The organism is Paenibacillus sp. NPDC093718 (assembly GCF_050279985.1).
Taxonomy (GTDB): Bacteria; Bacillota; Bacilli; order Paenibacillales; family Paenibacillaceae; genus Paenibacillus_AQ.
This window is the reverse complement of sequence record NZ_JBNNUS010000004.1, coordinates 416,710-435,679: the sequence shown is the minus strand read 5'-3', so window position 1 is coordinate 435,679 and position 18,970 is coordinate 416,710. Positions and strand designations below refer to the sequence as shown.

The 18,970-nt window shown below is 49.4% G+C and carries 20 protein-coding genes; 9 read left to right on the top strand and 11 right to left on the bottom strand.

Annotation, left to right across the window (positions count from 1 at the left end):
• Positions 1 to 6: 6 nt before the first annotated feature.
• The 4 genes from ACQKPA_RS14835 to ACQKPA_RS14820 all read right to left on the bottom strand — a co-directional run bounded on the left by ACQKPA_RS14835 (position 7) and on the right by ACQKPA_RS14820 (position 4,494).
• Positions 7 to 1,953 carry an FtsX-like permease family protein gene (locus ACQKPA_RS14835; protein WP_427493394.1) on the bottom strand — a complete coding sequence of 649 codons (1,947 nt, stop codon included), beginning with the start codon at positions 1,951 to 1,953 and terminating at the stop codon, positions 7 to 9.
• On the bottom strand, positions 1,943 to 2,704 hold the full coding sequence (locus ACQKPA_RS14830) for an ABC transporter ATP-binding protein (protein WP_009591195.1): 762 nt from the start codon (positions 2,702 to 2,704) through the stop codon (positions 1,943 to 1,945). The genes ACQKPA_RS14835 and ACQKPA_RS14830 overlap by 11 nt, the downstream gene beginning before the upstream one ends.
• A gap of 99 nt (positions 2,705 to 2,803) precedes the next feature.
• The gene (locus ACQKPA_RS14825; RefSeq protein WP_427493393.1) at positions 2,804 to 3,808 is read right to left on the bottom strand and encodes a sensor histidine kinase; all 1,005 of its coding nucleotides are present in this window, start codon (positions 3,806 to 3,808) and stop codon (positions 2,804 to 2,806) included.
• Positions 3,805 to 4,494, bottom strand: coding sequence for a response regulator (locus ACQKPA_RS14820; RefSeq protein ID WP_427493392.1), 690 nt, complete (start codon positions 4,492 to 4,494; stop codon positions 3,805 to 3,807). Before ACQKPA_RS14820 ends, ACQKPA_RS14825 begins: the two co-directional genes overlap by 4 nt.
• Before the next feature lie 263 nt (positions 4,495 to 4,757).
• On the opposite strand from ACQKPA_RS14820, the gene ACQKPA_RS14815 reads away from it, so the two are divergent.
• The 6 genes from ACQKPA_RS14815 (at position 4,758) to ACQKPA_RS14790 (ending at position 9,634) form a co-directional block, all read left to right on the top strand.
• The gene (locus tag ACQKPA_RS14815; RefSeq protein WP_427493391.1) at positions 4,758 to 6,056 is read left to right on the top strand and encodes a copper amine oxidase N-terminal domain-containing protein; all 1,299 of its coding nucleotides are present in this window, start codon (positions 4,758 to 4,760) and stop codon (positions 6,054 to 6,056) included.
• Positions 6,057 to 6,269, top strand: coding sequence for a copper amine oxidase N-terminal domain-containing protein (locus ACQKPA_RS14810; protein WP_427493573.1), 213 nt, complete (start codon positions 6,057 to 6,059; stop codon positions 6,267 to 6,269). It begins immediately after the preceding gene.
• Between the two features lie 274 nt (positions 6,270 to 6,543).
• On the top strand, positions 6,544 to 7,497 hold the full coding sequence (locus tag ACQKPA_RS14805; protein WP_427493390.1) for a DMT family transporter: 954 nt from the start codon (positions 6,544 to 6,546) through the stop codon (positions 7,495 to 7,497).
• 165 nt (positions 7,498 to 7,662) lie between these two features.
• On the top strand, positions 7,663 to 7,905 hold the full coding sequence (locus ACQKPA_RS14800) for a helix-turn-helix domain-containing protein (RefSeq protein WP_427493389.1): 243 nt from the start codon (positions 7,663 to 7,665) through the stop codon (positions 7,903 to 7,905).
• Between the two features lie 4 nt (positions 7,906 to 7,909).
• Positions 7,910 to 8,428, top strand: a complete 519-nt coding sequence (def, locus tag ACQKPA_RS14795; RefSeq protein WP_427493387.1) for a peptide deformylase — start codon at positions 7,910 to 7,912, stop codon at positions 8,426 to 8,428.
• Positions 8,429 to 8,656: 228 nt separating this feature from the next.
• Positions 8,657 to 9,634, top strand: coding sequence for a ring-cleaving dioxygenase (locus ACQKPA_RS14790; protein WP_427493385.1), 978 nt, complete (start codon positions 8,657 to 8,659; stop codon positions 9,632 to 9,634).
• An 81-nt stretch (positions 9,635 to 9,715) separates the two neighbouring features.
• On the opposite strand, the gene ACQKPA_RS14785 is transcribed toward ACQKPA_RS14790, so the two are convergent.
• Entirely contained in the window at positions 9,716 to 10,120 is a 405-nt protein-coding gene (locus tag ACQKPA_RS14785; protein WP_427493383.1) for a YybH family protein, read from the bottom strand.
• A 127-nt stretch (positions 10,121 to 10,247) separates the two neighbouring features.
• Between ACQKPA_RS14785 and ACQKPA_RS14780 the strand changes: the two genes are divergently transcribed.
• Entirely contained in the window at positions 10,248 to 10,586 is a 339-nt protein-coding gene (locus ACQKPA_RS14780; RefSeq protein ID WP_427493381.1) for a winged helix-turn-helix transcriptional regulator, read from the top strand.
• Between the two features lie 129 nt (positions 10,587 to 10,715).
• Positions 10,716 to 12,266: a BCCT family transporter gene (locus tag ACQKPA_RS14775; protein WP_427493379.1), complete on the top strand. Its 1,551-nt coding sequence runs from the start codon at positions 10,716 to 10,718 to the stop codon at positions 12,264 to 12,266.
• Between the two features lie 72 nt (positions 12,267 to 12,338).
• On the opposite strand, the gene ACQKPA_RS14770 is transcribed toward ACQKPA_RS14775, so the two are convergent.
• From ACQKPA_RS14770 to ACQKPA_RS14750, 5 genes are all read right to left on the bottom strand, one after another.
• Positions 12,339 to 12,821: a hypothetical protein gene (locus ACQKPA_RS14770; protein ID WP_427493377.1), complete on the bottom strand. Its 483-nt coding sequence runs from the start codon at positions 12,819 to 12,821 to the stop codon at positions 12,339 to 12,341.
• Between the two features lie 156 nt (positions 12,822 to 12,977).
• Positions 12,978 to 13,988 carry a FecCD family ABC transporter permease gene (locus ACQKPA_RS14765; protein WP_427493376.1) on the bottom strand — a complete coding sequence of 337 codons (1,011 nt, stop codon included), beginning with the start codon at positions 13,986 to 13,988 and terminating at the stop codon, positions 12,978 to 12,980.
• Positions 13,985 to 14,995, bottom strand: coding sequence for a FecCD family ABC transporter permease (locus ACQKPA_RS14760; protein ID WP_427493374.1), 1,011 nt, complete (start codon positions 14,993 to 14,995; stop codon positions 13,985 to 13,987). The genes ACQKPA_RS14765 and ACQKPA_RS14760 overlap by 4 nt, the downstream gene beginning before the upstream one ends.
• Positions 14,996 to 15,063: 68 nt before the next feature.
• Entirely contained in the window at positions 15,064 to 16,041 is a 978-nt protein-coding gene (locus tag ACQKPA_RS14755; protein WP_427493372.1) for an iron-hydroxamate ABC transporter substrate-binding protein, read from the bottom strand.
• A complete protein-coding gene (locus ACQKPA_RS14750; RefSeq protein ID WP_427493572.1) occupies positions 15,965 to 16,837 on the bottom strand; it encodes an ABC transporter ATP-binding protein in 873 nt (290 codons plus the stop codon). The genes ACQKPA_RS14755 and ACQKPA_RS14750 overlap by 77 nt, the downstream gene beginning before the upstream one ends.
• Positions 16,838 to 17,161: 324 nt before the next feature.
• Between ACQKPA_RS14750 and ACQKPA_RS14745 the strand changes: the two genes are divergently transcribed.
• On the top strand, positions 17,162 to 18,211 hold the full coding sequence (locus tag ACQKPA_RS14745) for an NAD(P)/FAD-dependent oxidoreductase (protein WP_427493370.1): 1,050 nt from the start codon (positions 17,162 to 17,164) through the stop codon (positions 18,209 to 18,211).
• A gap of 78 nt (positions 18,212 to 18,289) precedes the next feature.
• On the opposite strand, the gene ACQKPA_RS14740 is transcribed toward ACQKPA_RS14745, so the two are convergent.
• Positions 18,290 to 18,901 (bottom strand): TetR/AcrR family transcriptional regulator, encoded by a 612-nt coding sequence (locus ACQKPA_RS14740; protein WP_427493368.1) that lies wholly within the window; start codon positions 18,899 to 18,901, stop codon positions 18,290 to 18,292.
• Between the last annotated feature and the right edge of the window lie 69 nt (positions 18,902 to 18,970).

Here is an 18,970-nt window from a genome sequence, read left to right as displayed (position 1 = left end):
CTTCGTTTATAACGCTTCTTTTATTACCCATTTATAGAACATGACCGATAACAACCCGAATATGGAATACAGTGCCGTATACAGCAGCATAACCATTACCATGGGCAGCCAGAGCTCGGTTCCGAAAAAGAACCAGCCGGACTTAACGGCGAAGTAACTGTGGGACAACCCGACGACCAGCGGAATGCCGAAGTTGAACAGCTGCTTGATCTGAATCCCCTTCAGCAGGTTTCCTTGAGTAAAGCCCAGTTTCCGGAGAATGGTATAATTTGGCTTCTCCTCTTCACCTTCATCCATCTGCTTAAAGTACAGGATGCATCCTGAAGTAATCAGGAAGGTAAGCCCGAGGAATCCCACGATAAACATCATCAGCCCCATATTGCTCTTCTGGTTGAAGATCAGCTCGGTCTGTGAGAGGTTCCCTGATTCCTCGCTAAAGCCGAGGTCTTTAAAAATTTGATTCGCTTGATCAATGGCGATCGGATCCACAATATCGATGCCGTGATAGACATTGGATTTCTTCTGGATCTTCGGATCCAGATCCTGAGCCAGCTGATCGAATACAGTCTGGTCCACGATCGCTGTCGGCAGCCCACCGCTTGCAAAATAATAGGATACGTAGGCTTCCTTGTTCAGGCCGATCATCTTCTGCTTAATGCTGTGATTAGGGCTTTGGAATACGATTTCTCCTGTAGCCTGAATGGCCATAAACTGCTGGATGGCATCGTTGGAACCCGTGAACAGCGTCTCCTCGGGAGAAACATCCATCCCCTCGATGCTCTCATCGCTGATTACAGGGAGAATCATGGAGTTCGGATTTCCTTGCGCAACCTCCAGATTGGCCCCAATAACCTGGGATATATCAGAATCCACCTGAATCACGTCGCGTTTGGTCTGCTTAAATTCGATGTCTTCATCCGTAAGCGCCTGAATGAAAGCCGCAAGATCCTTCTCGTCCGCAACCGCAAAATGGTTGGGCACGCTCTGCTCGGCCGATTTCTCCGCAGAATAGTATGAGATATAGCTGAGTGACAAGAGTCCGATCGCGAGTGCGGATACGGTCGTAATGATGGTCAGCAGCAGCGCATTCGATTTCATGCGGAACATGATGGAGGAGAGGGACAGCACTTCATTCAGAGACAAGTAACCGCCCTTGCTCTTTCGGATCGCGTTGAATAGAAAGCTGACCGAACCTTTATAAAATAGATAAGTCCCAATGATAACCGATCCCAAGATCAGGATCATAGCCATGAACAGCTCGTTCATGGTGGTGAAATCTCCGCTGAACAGCTTGGTCGACACATAATAACCGAGAAGTATGAGTCCGATGCCGAGCAGTCCGAACAACATTTCGGCGAAGGACATTTTCTTAATCTGATTCTCGGTCGTGGATACGGCGCGGAAGAGGGACAGAATGCTCTGCCTTTTGATGAATGTGTAATTCATGATCATAATCAGAACGTAGATGACGGCAAACACAATCACGGTTTGGATCAGCGCCTCGGTTGAGAAGGATAGAGCCGCCTCGGTATCAACGCCGGTGACCTTGAACAGAATCATTAAGATTAAGCGTGAACCTGCGAATCCTGCAAAGACGCCGATGACCATGGAGCCGAAATACAGAATCAGGTTCTCTGCACTAAGGATTCGGAATATCTTGCCTTTGGTCAGTCCGATGAGCTGAAACAGTCCAATCTCTTTACTGCGACGTTTAATGAAAATCGTATTGGCATACAGCAGGAATATCGCCACGATGGCCACTAACAGCACGGAGGCGGCTCCAAGCGCTGCCGCTCCCTTGATGGAGCCTTTCGCTTCGTCCATCGCAGGGTCATACTGCAGCGTGACAAAAGCGAAGTACAGACCGACGCTGAAGATCAGCGCAAATACATACAGATAATAGTTCTTGATATTCTTTTTCAAATTCCGGTAGATCAGATAATTAATGTTCATTCTGAACACCGCCTAGCACGCCCTGAGTCTTGATGATGTCATTGAAGAAGGCCTGTCGGGATTGCTCGCCTTTGTTCAGCTGGGTGTAGATCTGTCCGTCCTTAATGAAGACGACCCGGGTGCAATAGCTGGCGGCCACGGGATCATGGGTAACCATGATAATCGTGGAGTCGATCTTCTGATTTAATTCGCTTAGCTTGTTCAACAGATCGGAAGCGGACTTCGAGTCCAGCGCCCCTGTCGGCTCATCGGCAAAAATAATGCTGGGATCGTGGATGAACGCGCGGGCCGCGGAGGTCCGCTGCTTCTGTCCCCCGGAGATTTGGTTCGGATATTTATCCTTGAGTTCGTAGATGCCAAGCTCGGTCGCGATTCTTTGGAACTTCTGATCGGCTTCCTTTTTGGATACCTTCTTAATGGAGAGCGGCAGCAGCACGTTTTCCTTGACGGTCAATGTATCCAGCAGGTTGTACTCCTGAAAAATAAATCCCAGATGGTGCTTCCGGAACTCCGCCAGTTCCTTCTCCTTCAGGCCCGTAAATTCTTTGCCCTCGATTTTGATGCTGCCGAGGCTCACTTTATCGATCGAGGAGAGCACGTTCAGCAGCGTGGTTTTTCCTGAGCCCGATGCGCCCATGATGCTGACGAACTCGCCTTTATCCACGCGGATGTCGATGCCCTTCAGCACTTCCTGTTTATTGAATTTGTTCCCGTAGCTTTTATGAATTTGGTTTGCTTCAAGAATTGCCAATTTCACTCACTCCTTTGTTATCTGTCCTTATCATAAAGGAGTCACAGCGCCATTTCCTTCGATTCGCCGAACAAAGTGCAAAAGCATGTGACATTGTTGTCACATGCCGGTCATGCTCACAAAATCATTCCGTCTCGGAAAGATTAAGGTGAAGGATGTACCTATGCCCGGCCTCGATTCCACCTGAATGCGAATCAGCAGGGCATCGGCTACTTTTTGCGTCAGATAGAGCCCCATGCCGGTTGCAGCAATGTCCTGATGTGAGGTGGTAGAGGTGAAGCCTTTGTCGAAAATACGGGGCATGTCCTTCGGATCAATGCCGCGCCCGAAATCCTGGATGGTAAGTCTGACATGATCATCCGTGAGATCGCTCTCGATGATAATATCCGAAGCGTCGCTGTATTTGACCGCATTGGTTAGCAGCTGACGGACGATAAAGCCCAGCCATTTCGCATCGCTAAGCACTTCCGTTACCTCAAGGGAAACGTCAAATCCGATGCCCTTCTGCAAGCACCAGGACTTGAGTGCACGTATCTCCTGGAAGATGATCGGCTCAAGAGCGGATACCTCGATCAGCAGATCATTCCGGATAAAGGGGATACGCTTCAGGTGCAGCTGTTGGTCGAGCAGCAGGTGAATGCGGAGCCATTCATACTGGAGCTGCGCTTTTAACGTCTCGTCTTCCATGCGCTCGATCATCAATTGCATCGTGGTGAGCGGCGTTTTCACTTCGTGAATCCAGGATAACAGCTCATCCTTCTCTCCTTGTATCTCCATTAGACGCATGGAGGATTCCTTCTTGAAGCGCTCGGTTTGAAGGGAGAGGATGTCCATGGCAATCGCCTCAAAGGGGTGCTCCGGCTCGCTGATGGCCGCTAAGTCGTAAGTGTCATCCCACGCCTGGAGACTTTTATAGAACTTGGTTTCCCGGTTGTATCTCACAAACAGAAACACCAGGAAGAACATCGTTGACAGAAACACGATATAGAGGATGGGCAGGAACGGAATCTGGGAGTCCACGGCGGCTATGAACAGAAACAGCAGCTGCAGAAACAGGAAGAACAGAATCCAGCTTAGTCGTTCCCGAATGTAGGCGATGATCATGCATGGGCCTCTTCCGTGGCGATATAACCTTGTCCCACCTTGGTTTCGATGTAAGGGTCAAGACCCAGGGGCTCCAGCTTTTTGCGCAGCCGATTGACGTTGACCGTTAAGGTATTATCGCTGACAAAATGCTCGTTGTCCCATAAGCTCTTGATCAGATCTTCCCGGCTGACGATTTGATTCTTTCGCTCCATGAGGATTTTCAGAATGTACATTTCATTCTTGGTCAGTTCAGCGGTGCCCTGGGGGCTGCTAATGGTATTTTTACCGAATTCAACGGTGGCGCCGCGCCATGTTCTCAGCTCGGTCCGTTCGGTATTGTAATTGTATACCCGGCGCAGAGTGGCCTGGATTTTGGCAATCAGGACATCAAAGTGGAACGGCTTCTGAATGAAATCGTCGGCTCCAAGCTGCATGGACATCACCATATCGGTCGGATGATCGCGGGAAGACAGGAAGATAATCGGCACATTCGAGTGGGAGCGAATCATTCGGCACCAATGGAACCCGTCAAACTTCGGCAGCTGGATATCGATAATGACCAGATCGGGCTGAACCGCTGTAAATTCCTGAAGTACGGCGCTGAAATCACGTACGCCATAAACGTTATACGACCATTGCGACAAGCGCTCCTGCACTTCATGGAATAGGGTCACGTCGTCTTCGATTAACATAATTTTAAACAAGAGATTCACCACGCTTTATAAGGTTGTTCAGGTTGTTCAAAGCCCCTTTGCAAACCTTCCCGGCTGAAAGGTTGACTGTTGAACATGCGCTTTACGCATTCGTCATTTTATTCTCAGTGTATAGCAAAATGTCGATATGTGCTATCTATGAGCAGGCTTCCGTTTGTGCATATATGACGAGGCTTAAATACCTATTTACAAACATTTCCTCCCTTCTCCATAATAGATATGAGCCTATGACTTGGGAGGGGACAAATATCGTTATGTATAAGAAGTTTAAATGGTTGACTGTACTCGTTGCAGCTGTGCTGGTTGTTATGACAGGATGTCAGGCCGTCGGGGGACTGGATATTAACAAGGCGCTGCTTACCAGTCTCGATGTGAAATCCAGCGAATCCAAAGCAAGCATTCGATTCGAAGTAGTGCCATCAGATAAGGCTCTATCGTCCGAAGATAAAGAAGCGATTGATCTCATTAATTCGTTATCCCTGAATATGGATCATGCCATCGTGCAGGATAGCAAAACGGTGTCCATTCAGGGCAGCATCCAATATTCGGACAAGAAGATTCCGCTTCATCTGTCCATGGATTCCAAAGGAATGGCGATTCAGTTGGAAGGCGCCAAGCAGCCGTTCTATCTATCGATGGATACGACCGTTCCCGGAATGCCGGACACCAGTCAGTATGAGCAGGCGATTCAAGATGTTGTGAAGAAGGCGGCAGGGCTTGTACTGAAGCATTTCCCGAACCCATCGACAATCGCGGTGAAGTCCGCTCAGGAGAAGGTGAACGGGGAAAGCTTGAACCTGACGCATCTTCATATGGAGCTGACGGGTGAGGAAATACTTAATCTGTTCAAGCCGTTCGCGGAGAGTTTGCTTAAGGACGAAGCCGGCTTGAAGCAGTTGATCGGCGATGCGTATGATGCCATTTATCCGATGATGACCAGTATCGGCGAAGCCTACGGCGAAGACGTGGAGCTCCTGCCGGAAGAGTCCAAGGAAGAGGTTGTCACTTCGCTCTATGATGTTGTTCATGGTGGATTGAGCGAAATGATGAAGAATTACGATGAACAGAAGGAACAGTTATTGGACGAGATTCCTGGGGCCGAAACCGTCTTGGGCAAGGATACGATCCTTAAGCTGGACTATTTCTTCGATGAGCAGCTGAACACACGCAAGAGTGCCCTGGAGCTGACCGTCGCTCTTCCAGCTTCCGAGGAAATGCCACTGAAGTCCTTCAAAGTATATTCCGAGAGTGAAGTATGGAACATCGGCGGCGCGGTAAAAGCCAATCAGGTCGACACGTCCAAAGGCGTGCTGGACGTCCTGAGCGAAACGGTGACGCCAGGCCAAGTGCTGAGGAACTTTGAGAAGGATTCCCTCATCTATAACGTCTTGAAGGATGATCTGAAGATCACGCACAAAATGATATTTCTTAATCCCTCGAACGAGGATTTTGGATATGGTGTAATCAAGAAGAATAATCAGAGCTTCGTTCCGCTTCGTTACTTGACAGACCAGTTGGATGCCGAAGTGAAGTGGGCCAAAGGTGCGAAATAAATTACAGTTATCAATGATCTGACAGGGGAAGAGATCGTTCTGACCGTAGGCTCCAAAACAGCCAGCGTTGGCGGTAAGAGCGTGACCCTGCCGGAACCTCCATTCGTTCATAGCAAGGGATCCACCTACGTTCCGCTCCGGTTTATGGCAGAAGCGCTCGGCGCAACGCTTCATCTGGAAGACGACGGCTGGATTTCGATTGAACGTCATTAATGATTATTGTTATGGATATCGGGCAGGCCTGCCGGTATGCCTGTTATGAAACGTATACAAGTACAAATTAAAGTATAACGAGGGCTGTTTCCTATCATCTTGGGATGATGGGGAAACAGCCTTTTTGTCATTACTTCCTTCATCGCCTGAACTGTACCGGTACAGTTGCGGTTATTTCAAATCGTAACGAAGTTCATCCTGCCGTAAGATAAGTAGCAAATGCACCAGCCTCCCGGTTGTGATGCAAAAGAGAAGATGAAGGAGAACACCTATCATGAATACACCGCATACAAGCCGTGCCTACGCCGCCGCGTTGGGATATACAGCCCTCATTGGTTTTTCGTTTTTGTTTGTGAAGTTGGCGCTGATGGTCTCTAACCCACTGGATACGCTGGCACACCGATTCACCATTTCGTTCATTGCCGCCTCGCTCGCGCTTCTCATAGCCCGTAGAAAGGTCCCGCTGGATCTGAAACGGCTGCTGGCCATCGTGCCGCTGGCGATATTCTATCCGTTCCTGTTCTTTACGCTGCAAACCTTCGGTTTGGTCTACACCTCTTCGGCCGAGGCCGGGATCATCCATGCTACGGTACCGATCTTTACGATGGTCTTGGCATCGCTGCTATTGAAGGAACGCTCCAGTTGGGCACAGAAGCTGTTTACCGTGTTGTCGGTGACAGGGATCATCTCTATATTCGTGCTGAAGGGCGTTTCCTTTGAGACCTCGAGTACGCTCGGGATTGTGCTGATTCTGCTCTCGGCGCTCTCCAACGCAATTTACAGCGTGATGGCCCGTAAACTGACGCAGAAGCAGCCGGTACTGGATATTACGTTCATCATGTCGATGATCGGATTCGTGCTGTTTAATCTGATGTCGGTCGTTCAGCATGCTGCGCAGGGGACACTCGCCCATTATTTTGACCCGTTTATGCATCCGTCCTTCGTGTGGGCTGTTCTGTATCTTGGCGTTTTATCCTCCCTTGGAACATCGCTTCTGTCCAACTATGCCTTGTCCCAGATAGAGGCATCCCGGATGGGCATATTTAATAATCTGGCAACGGTGGTCACTATTTTCGGAGGTGTCGCCTTCTTGAACGAACAGCTGGCTTATTATCACGTCGTTGGAGCAGCGCTTGTCCTTACTGGTGTGATTGGGACCAGCCTTGCAGGGAGATCCAAGAGAGCTAGTCGTAAACCGCTTGGGCGGAACAAGTCGAAACCAGCTTAATCTATGAAAGTCTATTCGTGTCCGATTAAAGGTTTCCGAAATCATCAAGCTCTTGGGGGAGCCCCTTTTTATTATATTCCCTGAAAAATAGGCTTGTGATATTAGGCAGTACCTAATAAAATAAGGTGTGAGCTAATATTTCTATGCGAACGGGAGGGGGACCCTGTGCTCGAATGGATGCTACGTAACGTGATGGCAGAGAGAGGGATATGGTCGGGGGCGGCTTTGGCGCGGCTGATGAAAGAGAAGGCGGATTACAGCCTATCAGCTGCTTCCATTAGTGCATTGCTAACGAACCAGCCCAGGCAGATGAAGGCAGAGACGTTAGATGCCCTTTGCACAACTTTAGAGTGTACTCCTGGTGACTTATGGGTGCATACACCTCCTTCTAGAACTAAGGGGGCTTAAGTGAATGACGGTAAAAGCTATTGTGCCATTCGGTGATCCAATCTTGCGAAAGATCGCCCGGCCAGTTGATTCCGTAAATGACAGGGTATTGAAGATTCTAGATGATATGGCCGAAACGTTGTATGACAGTGAAGGGCGCGCTGGTCTTGCCGCACCACAAATCGGTATATTGCGAAGGCTCATTGTTATGGACTGCGGAGAAGGATTAATAGAACTGATTAATCCGGAAATCGTAGAGATGGACGGGGAACAGATGGGCCCTGAAGCTTGTCTCTCATATCCGGGTTACTATGGATATGTGAAGAGAGCTAATAAAGTTAAGGTAAAGACATTGAATCGCCAAGGAGAGACGGTGATTTTGGAAGGCGAAGATTATCTAGCCAGATGCATGCAGCATGAGATTGATCATCTGAACGGCATATTGTATGTGGACCATGTCCAGGATGGGTGGCTGTATCATGAGGAGACGCATCAACGCATCGAGCTGTTGCCTGTCATTGGGTTATCCAATACAGGCACCTAATGATCAAGAAGAGTTTCTTATCAAGAAATAGAAGAACGGTCGGATGTCTTATATCCGACCGTTTTTTTATATCATTGACGGCTAAATTAGGATAATGCGTGGAGATGGTTGACGGAACAGGATTGTCATGATATTATTATCTTAAATTAAAGATGTTTTAAATCGAAATAATAATTTTTGAAGGTCGGGCAAACACTTTCTAAATATAAGAGACGGAGGAATTTAACCATGAACGGATTAAAAGGAATTCACCATGTAACAGCCATTACGAGCAGTGCCGAGAAGAACTACGAGTTTTTCACCTATGTGCTTGGCATGCGGCTCGTGAAGAAGACGGTAAATCAGGACGATATTCAGACATACCATCTGTTCTTTGCGGATGACAAGGGCAGTGCCGGCACCGATATGACCTTCTTCGATTTTCCGGGTATCCCGCAGGGCAGACACGGTACAGACGAGATTTACAAAACCTCGTTCCGTGTTCCTAACGATGCTGCGCTCGAATATTGGGTCAAGCGATTTGACCGAATGGATGTAAAGCATCAAGGGATTCAAGAGTTATTCGGCAAAAAAACACTCGCCTTTGTTGATTTTGACGATCAGCAGTATCAGCTCATCTCCGATGAGAACAATGAGGGTGTAGCTTCAGGAACTCCTTGGCAGAAGGGACCGATTCCGTTGGAGCATGCGATTACAGGACTCGGCCCGGTGTTTGTACGGGTGTCCAACTTCGATCATTTCAAGGAAATGATGGAGAAAGTGCTCCAATTCACGGAAATCGGCAAGGAAGGCTCGCTTCATCTGTTTGAGGTTGGTGAAGGCGGCAATGGCGCACAGGTGGTTGTCGAATACAACGACGTGCTCCCACGGGCTCAGCAGGGCTTCGGCACCGTACACCACGCAGCTTTCCGCGTAGAGGACCGCTCGGTGCTGGAGCATTGGATCAAGCGTCTGGACGACTTCCAGTTCCATACGTCGGGCTTTGTAGACCGCTATTTCTTCCAGTCCCTATATGCACGAGTTGCACCGCAAATTCTGTTTGAGTTCGCAACCGACGGTCCAGGCTTCATGGGTGATGAGCCATATGAAACACTGGGCGAGAAGCTGTCCCTGCCTCCGTTCCTGGAGCCAAAGCGCGAGCAGATCGAGAATATGGTTCGTCCAATCGATACAGTGCGCAGCGCGAAGGAGTTCGTGAAGGAATAATGCATTTCATCTTAGAAGCGATCCGGAGGGTTTTGACCATCCGGTTTGCTTTTTTTGTACCCCGAAAAACACGGCTCCCCTTCATTTCATAACATCCGAACCAAACGGATGGTCCACGATGTACAGCCAGCTTCCATCAGGTTGCTGTCTCACGATCTCGGAGGTATAACCTTGCAGCACAAGAGGTTGGCCATCCGGGTCCACGGTATGCAAGGCAAAATGGGCACGCATCATAGCGATATTTTCAAAGGGGATGCAGTATAGATTGGTGGAGACCATCTTGCCTTGAAGCAGCAGCAGTTCCTCCAGCGTATGGCGGAAGGAATGAATTCCGATCTCCAAGCTTCCATTGCTGTGGACATGAATACTGTTCGGTTCATATAACGCCAGCACTTGATCGATGTCCCCTGAGTTATAAGCATCAGCAAATGCAGCATTCATATCCTCCGGCTTCCAGACTCGGCTTGCGGGAATGGATGGTTTCATTGAATCTCCTCTTTCTGTATGATGATAGCAATAGCCTATCTGAAAATAAAAGCTGTGAGTAGTACGCAGAATTTTATGACATAGTCATCTATTTATGACCAATGATCAAGGGGGTCCAGCGATACATATGCCATATCAGGATGAGCGGTATGGGTGCCCGGCTGAAGTGGGCTTGCACATGATTAGTGGAAAGTGGAAGCCTCGAGTACTGTATGAACTGTTTCAGGAAACGCTGCGTTTTGGTGAGCTGCATCGGAGAATACCTGAAGTATCAAGGCATGTGCTTACCGTACAATTGCGGGAGCTGGAAGAGAGTGGCATCGTGAAACGGACGGTGTATCAAGAGGTACCTCCCAAGGTGGAGTACTCCATAACGGAGTTCGGGACCCATTTCAAAGCGGTGCTTGAGCAAATGGTCATTCTGGGACAACTGTATATCGATACGCAACAGGTTCCTGACGAATAGTACTTCAAGTCAGCCTCGATCAGAAGAATAACCCCCTGCTGCACACATTTACCGATTAAGTACATCAATTCTGGTTTAAATACAAATACTGTATAGGAATGGATGACTTAATAGCCTGAGGTGGAGCATATGAAAGGGAGTTTATTCAAGAACATCGTATTTACGGTTTCGGCCGTTATCATTGCCATTCTTGCTATTCTAGGGGCTGTTATGCCCGGAGCTTTCGGTGAAGTGGCAGGGTATTTGTACAGATTTACGACGAATACGTTCGGCTGGTTCTATCTGCTCTCGATCTTTGCGATTATTATATTTCTGATCTGGGTTGCAGCCAGTAAGTACGGCACGATTCGTCTTGGCGGTGATAAGGAGCAGCCCGAGTATCCGTTCTTCACCTGGATGGGCATGCTGTTCTCTGCGGGATTTGGTGTAGGGCTCGTATTTTGGGGTGTGGCTGAACCCATGAGCCATTTTTTCAAAACACCGTTCGGCGGCGTCGAAGCACAAGGTGTGGACGCAGCGCGTGTGGCTATGGGCTATTCTTTTTTTCACTGGGGGATTAGTCAGTGGTCCGTATTTGCCCTTGTCGGACTTGTGATCGCGTTTCTTCAGTTCCGTAAGCAGAAGGATGGATTGGTATCTACAGCGCTTGAGCCTGTCACCGGCTCGAAGCGTGGCGTGAAGAATACAATTGATATCCTGGCGGTGATTGCAACGGTCATGGGCATTGCGACTTCCATTGGGCTTGGCGTACTGCAGATGAGCGGCGGTTTGAATACCATCATGGGAGTGAACAACGGCGTCGGGTTGCAGTTAATGATGTTGGGGCTTATTTTTGTAGCCTATATGATCTCGTCGACAACAGGGCTGGATAAAGGGATTAAGTACTTGAGCAACCTGAACCTCGCTGTGGCGCTTATCATGCTATTGTTTGTGTTTGTTGCTGGCCCAACCGTTTTTATCCTGGAGACCTTTACATTGGCGCTTGGGGATTACATTACGAATTTTGTCTCGTACAGTCTACGGCTTCAGCCCTATGCCGAGGGCCAATGGGTACGGGAATGGACCATATTTTACTGGGCTTGGGCGATTGCCTGGTCACCGTATGTAGGAGCCTTCGTGGCGAGGGTATCCAAAGGAAGAACGGTTCGCGAATTCATAGTGGGCGTAATGGTCGTGCCGCCGGTCATTGCCTGTCTGTGGATCGCCGTGTTCGGCGGGACCGCCATCTGGTTTGATCTGCATGAGAACACGGGGATCGCGGCGGCCGTTAATGTGGACGTGACATCCGCGCTGTTTCAGCTCTTTAACCAGCTGCCCTTCTCCATGGTGATGAATGTGCTGGCGATTCTACTCATTCTGACATTCCTGGTGACATCAGCGGATTCGGCGACCTATATCTTATCCAGCATGACCACCTACGGCAGTCTGAACCCTCCTCACATTGCAAAATTCGTGTGGGGCACGCTCATGGCAGCCATTGCTGGTGTCCTGCTGTTTGCGGGCGGGCTGGAAGCTTTGCAGACAGCCTCAATGATTGCGGCTTTGCCGTTTACGGTGCTGCTGCTCCTGCTGGTCATTGCCGTGGTGAAGCTGCTGCGCCGCGAGCCGATTCCGATTCGGAAGTCCGATCTGAAACGGTTCCGCCGTCTGGAGGAAGCGGCCAACCGGGGCAAGAAGTGAAGACAATCAGCGAGGCGGAACGAGGCTTTTTATGACCTGCACAATAAAGAGGGCATCCATGCGGTGCCCTCTTTATTTTGTGAGGAGATAAGCTCGGAAAAGACGGCAACCATAGCCAAACCAGTACGAGCAGAGGAAGGACATGTGCAGGTAATAGGCATACCACGATGGCAGTGCAAGGGATCTAAATAAGCCGTGAATCCAATTGAAACATAGGATGGTCAGGATCACAAAGAGGTATATGGGAGATTGAAGGAGGATTCGTTTCTTGAAGGATCCGGACTTCATGTCGTCACCCGGGGTGTAGGATTGCTCTGCATCTACATACGTTCGATCCAGATAGATATACAGCTCGCCGACAAAGTAACCTGTGAGATACGCTCCCACGATGACGATGTTGATCCAGCCTGCATCCTGTCGAGGCAGCCCGAGGTCGATCAAGAGGTCGAATATCAAGAACTGGCATAGTGAACTGATCGCCATAATGATCCATAGAGGAAATGTTGACCTCCACCGCTTTGCAGCTGAATCGATCGCTTCCTTTGATTTTGCCATAATGCCTCCTTTGTTTACCCAGCTGATTATCCTTATATTACCTTATTTATGAACCCTATGTATGAAATAAAGCGATTCACCGCATACAAAAAAGCCCCTATTACACCGGAAAGAGTGCAATAGGGGCTTAGGCGTTCAGATAAAAGAAAATAACGGTTATTTTTTCTTCAGCAGCAAATATACGAAATACGGCGCGCCGATGATGGCGACCATAATGCCTGCGGCGATGCCGTCGGGATCCACGATGTTGCGTCCGATCGTGTCCGCGAGCAGCAGCAGCCAGCCCCCGATCAATACGGCAATCGGAATGTACATCTGATTCCGCGGGCCGACCAGCGCTTTGGCAATGTGTGGGCCCATGAGTCCGATGAATGTAATCCCGCCCGTAACGGACACCGCGGATGCTGCAAGCGCTACGGCGGCCAGAAGCAGCACGATGCGCTCTTTCTCAATGGATACGCCGACGCCGATGCCCATGGGATCGCTTAATCCCAGCAGATTCATGCGCTGCGCTTTGTACAGGGTGAACGGAATCAGGATAATCAGCCAGGGCAGCAGCGCCACAATGAAGGGCCAATCTGTTCCCCATATCCCGCCCGCCAGCCACTTGGCGATAAAATCGACCTTGGTCCGCTCGGCAGATGATGTGAGCACAATCATAACACCCGAGAGTGCCATGGAGAACCCGACACCGGTAAGCACCAATTTAACGGGCTGCAGTCCTTCGCCTTTTCGGAAAGAGAACAGGTAGATGCCCACGGCCGTTAGCACAGCTCCGATAAATGCCGCCAAGGGCAGCATGTAAATAAAGGAGCCGGCTTCAATCGGGAAGAACAGGAAAAATACGGCCACGCCGACCCCGGCCCCCGAGTTAATGCCGATAATACCGGGATCCGCGAGATCATTCCGGGTAATGCTCTGCAGAATCGCACCGGATAAGGCGAGCGCCATTCCGGCCATCAAAGTAATGAGCATGCGCGGCAGACGCACATCGAAGATAATGAATTTCTCTTTGAAGCTGCCTTGGCCCAACAGGGTTGGAATAATCCGGTCATAGCTAACGGACGAATAACCGAGACCCAGACCAACGATGACAGTAACCACTGTAAGGATCAACAAGACCAGAAATGTAATGCGTTGTTTTCTTAATAACGATGGATGAATCATGACAGTCCCCGCCCTCCTTTGCGTATGATAAACAGGAAGAAGGGCAATCCCATGACGGCGATCAGAGCGGCTACGGGTGTTTCGTAAGGAGCATGCAGCGTTCGGCCCACCGTATCGGCAAACAGCATGAAGATGGCGCCCACCAGAGCGGACATCGGAATGACATGGCGGTAGTCGGTTCCGACGATCCCGCGGACGATATGGGGAATCATCAGGCCGAGGAAGGCCAGATTTCCCACCAATGCCACAGAGGTTCCAGCCAGGAGGACAATCACGACAAACAGGATGCCTTTGATAGCAGCAATGTTCTGTCCCAAACCGACGGCGACTTCTTCACTGAGGCTAAGAATGGTCAGCTGTCTTGATAACACGATGGCAATCATAATTCCAATGAGAATAAACGGAAATATCGTTTGCAGCTGCCCCCATGATGTGCCGATCACACCGCCTGCTGTCCACATGGACACATCCTTGGATATTTTAAAATAAATGCCGATTCCTTCGGCGATGGCGTACAGGAATGCGGATACGGCTGAGCCAGCCAGCACCATCTGCAGGGGAGAGAAGCCGCCTTTTCGCATGGCTCCGATGCCGAAAACCATCACGGCACCGACCGCTGCTCCGATGAAGCAGGCCACCATAATGCCAAAATAATTGGCAGCCGGCAGGAAAGCCAGCGTGAAGGCAAGCGCCGCATTTGCCCCGCTGGTAAGGCCGAGCAGGCCGGGATCCGCCAGCGGATTGCGGGTAATGCCCTGCATGATGGCGCCGGAGACCGCAAGAGCGGCCCCGACCAGAATGGCGGCAACCTCACGGGGCAGCCGAATTTCGCGAAGGAGGGATAATTTCTCGCCCTCCATCGAGGTGGTGAGGGCAAACCACACATCCTTGATGCTGGTTTCAGCTGCGCCGAACACCATCGCAACGACAAACATGCCCATAAATACGATGATGCCCGCAATCAATTTGATGGAAAAAGGAATGGACCGTTTCGTAGGCATTGTCATGGAATCATCTTTTCATCTTAAAGTTGGATATACAATCTAAATAAGTCTGAGCAAGGGCAGCCTATATGCTAGTTGCCCAAAAAGTGTTCCGTAATGAACTCCAGCTGGTACTCCAGCGTGGTGGCATCATTAAAATAAATCCGGTTTCCGTCTGCTTCGTATACGCGGCCATTCTTCACCGCCGGGATTTGCTTATACGTCTCGGTTTGCTGGAAGGACGTATCGGCATCGGCAAATTTGCTCAGAATGACATAGTCGCCGGCATACTCAGGCAGCACTTCCGCAGAAAGGGCATAATAGCCGTCCTTCATTGCCATTTCTTTCACTTTTTCCGGCATTTTCAGCTTCATTTCCTGATACAGGATTTCAGTACCGCGGCCCCAGTTATCGCCGTATACATAAAGCTGTTTATCAAAGCTCTCGATAACGGATACGGTGGCGTCTTCTCCAATTTTGGCACGGATGTCCTCGCCGGCTTTTTGCGCCCGTTGTTTGAAATCGTCGATCCAGGCCTGGGCTTCTTTTTCTTTGTTCACAAGCTTGCCGATTTCAAGATGCTGCGTCAAATAATCGACTTTTCCGTAGGTGAAGGTCACGGTTGGGGCAATCTCTTTCAACTTATCCACGTTCTTGATATTGGACAGGCCAATGATGAGGTCGGGGTCCAGCTCGATGATTTTCTCCAGGCTTTCATCCGTAATTTCTTCGGCATCTTTGATCTTGTCCGCAAATGCGGGATTGGCCTTGGACCAGGAATCAACGCCCACCATGTTGACGCCGAGTGCAAGCAGGTCGCCTACGTAGGAGGACAGCACAACCACGCGCTGCGGATTGGCAGGTACTTCGACGGGTCCGTTCTCGGACTCATATGTAATGGTCCCGGAAGGAGTTTCGCTTTGTTCCGTTTTAGGTGTTTCGGCCGCACCTGCATTGTTGCTGCTTGTCTCCGCAGGCTTGCTGCTGCAAGCACTAAGAATGAGCAGCAGCGCTATAAACGGGATGAGTAGTTTCTTCGTAGTTGTCGTTTTGCTCCGTTTTGAGTACATCCTCTTTTTCCCCTTTTAATAAATTGTATGTGATACAGATCGGTTTTGCCGTGCGTGGATCGCGGCCGATCTCGGCGTCGATATGGAATACTTTCTTTAATACGTCATGTGAAATGACGGCATCCGGATCTCCGGCCTGAATGATATCTCCATCCTTCATCGCGATAATGTAATCTGCGAATCTGGCGGCTTGGTTTAAATCGTGCAGAACCATAACGATGGTACGCTCCTGCTCGATGTTAAGCCTCTCCAGCAGTTCCAGGATCTCAAGCTGATGCGCCATGTCCAGATACGTGGTCGGTTCGTCGAGGAAGATCATTTCGGTCTCCTGAGCAAGTGCCATCGCAATCCACACCCGCTGTCTTTGTCCACCGGATAGAGCATCCACCGAGCGATATTTGTAATCCTGGGTTCCGGTAACCTCCAGCGCCCAGTCAATCACTTCCATATCCTGCTTGGTCAAGCGGCCAAAACCGCGTTGATGAGGATATCGGCCATAGGAGACAAGCTCGCCAACCGTTAAACCGCCCGGTCCTTCGGGGGTTTGGGGCAGAATGGCCAGCTTTTTCGCCAGCAGCTTGGTGTTCATCTTGGCGATTTCTTCTCCATCCAGAATGGCAGCTCCGGACTGGTAAGGAATAATGCGGGTAACAGCCTTCAAAAGAGTGGATTTGCCGCAGCCGTTAGGCCCAATAATGGTTGTGATTCTTTTATCGGGAATATCTACGTTAAGACGATTCAATATCAGATTCTCGCCGTAACCGACGCTTATTCGATCTGTACTTAGGCGAATCATCATTTCACCTCCAGAGTAGTTAGCTATCAAACGATAATGATTCTCAATTTCAACCATAAATATAATGGGGGGCCGCGTCATTGTCAATAAATATCTTAATGGAAATTTTAAATAATATTCATGTTTCAACCGAATAATATCCATATATAGATTGGCTGGGTGTTACATGACTATATATAGGCGAAATTGTGACAATATGAATTTTTTCTAAATGATTGATTGTAAAACGGTGAAAGGCAACGTATACTAATTGATAATGATAATCATTTACGTTACAAGGTGATCACAAACAGCCTTTTAATCTATAGACCGGGAGTGAAATGCATGAGTGGGAAAGCGATATTTGATGTAACGGTTATTGGTGGAGGACCAGCAGGATTATATTCTGCTTTTTATAGTGGACTGCGCGGCATGAAGACCAAGATTATAGAATATCAACCCATGCTTGGCGGGAAGGTTCACGTCTATCCGGAAAAAATGATATGGGACGTCGGCGGGCTGACACCCGTTCCAGGCGCGAAGCTGATCGAGCAGATGGTTCAGCAAGGTCTGACGTTTAATCCCGAAGTGCTGTTAAACGAGAAGGTTGAATCGATCGCCCGCAATGAGGAAGGGCTGTTCGAATTACATACGGCGAATTCCGGCGTGCATTTGTCGAAAACAGTCATCGTGGCGGTTGGAGGAGGCATCCTGAATCCGCAGAAGCTGGATATCGAAGGAGCTGAGCGGTTTGAGGTGTCGAACCTGAACTATACTGTGAAGTCCCTGCAGCATTTCAAAGATAAAACCGTCATTGTGTCCGGCGGAGGAAACTCGGCCGTGGATTGGGCGAACGAGTTGGAGCCTGTGGCGAAGAAGGTGTACCTGGCCTATCGAAAAGGCGAATTATCAGGCCATGAAGCCCAGGTCGAGCAGCTGATGAACAGCAAGGCGATTTGCCATCTCAATACATCGATCACGAAGCTTATTGCTTCGGATAATCATGAGGTGATCGAGCGGGTGGAATTGACCAATAATGAGACGGGGGAGGTTTCCTATCTGGCCGTGGACGAAGTGATCATTAACCATGGCTATGAACGGGATATGTCGCTCTTGGAGAACAGCAAACTCGATATTCATCGGGTGGATGATTACTATATCGCGGGCAACGCAAGCTGCAACTCCTCCATACCGGGATTGTATGCCGCGGGCGACATCCTGCATTTTGAAGGGAAGCTGCACCTGATTGCGGGCGCCTTCCAGGATGCCGCGAACGCGGTGAACAGCGCGAAGCAGTTCATTGAGCCGGATGCCAAAAAGTACGCGATGGTCTCTTCGCATAACGAGATGTTCAAGGAGCGCAATCGCGAATTAGTGAAGCAATTGATCAATTAGCGGACGCGGACATGCGTGTATATGCCATTTAACTATAGAAGAGAAGCAAGGGAATCCCCGCTTCTCTTTTTTGCGTTCTTATTGTTTTTTTATAATCCCTGAGGTAATCAACGGGCCGTAGTTGATCAGCTGCGTCATCATGATCGCCATTTCCCTTGCGGATTTATTCATGCTGGATTCGATCCAGTGTATAACCAAGCCAATATTGGCGGAGGTCATATATGCAATCAGGTAATCGCTCGGAATGATCTGATTCTCGTCCGAGGGAATTCTGAACGCATGCTTAGCAAACATATGCTCTTTCATGAACTCCCTGAATTGCCGAACGAAGGACATGTCCCCATTAGGTCCGACAATGGCCTTGATGAAGTCGGCATGACGCATGAGCTCCTCGAATATTTGTTCTGACGCCGGATAAGGCTCTCCCTTGTCCGCATAGTCCCTGGAATCCCTGGGATCGATATGGACCACGATGTTCTTAATCTTCTGAAGCACCTCTTCTTTGATCTTATCCAGCATATCCGGCACATCCCGATAATGCAGATAGAAGGTACCGCGGTTGATATTTGCACGATTGGCGATATCGGTGACGGTAATCGCGCTTATGTTTTTTTCGTCCATGAGCTCAAACAGAGTTTGCCGCAACAGCTGATTGGTCCGGATTTGCCGGCGATCCGCCTTTTTGGCCAAGGAATTCCCCTCCAGTACAATTTGAACACTTAATCAACAGAATGCTCGTACACTGATGAGTAATGAACA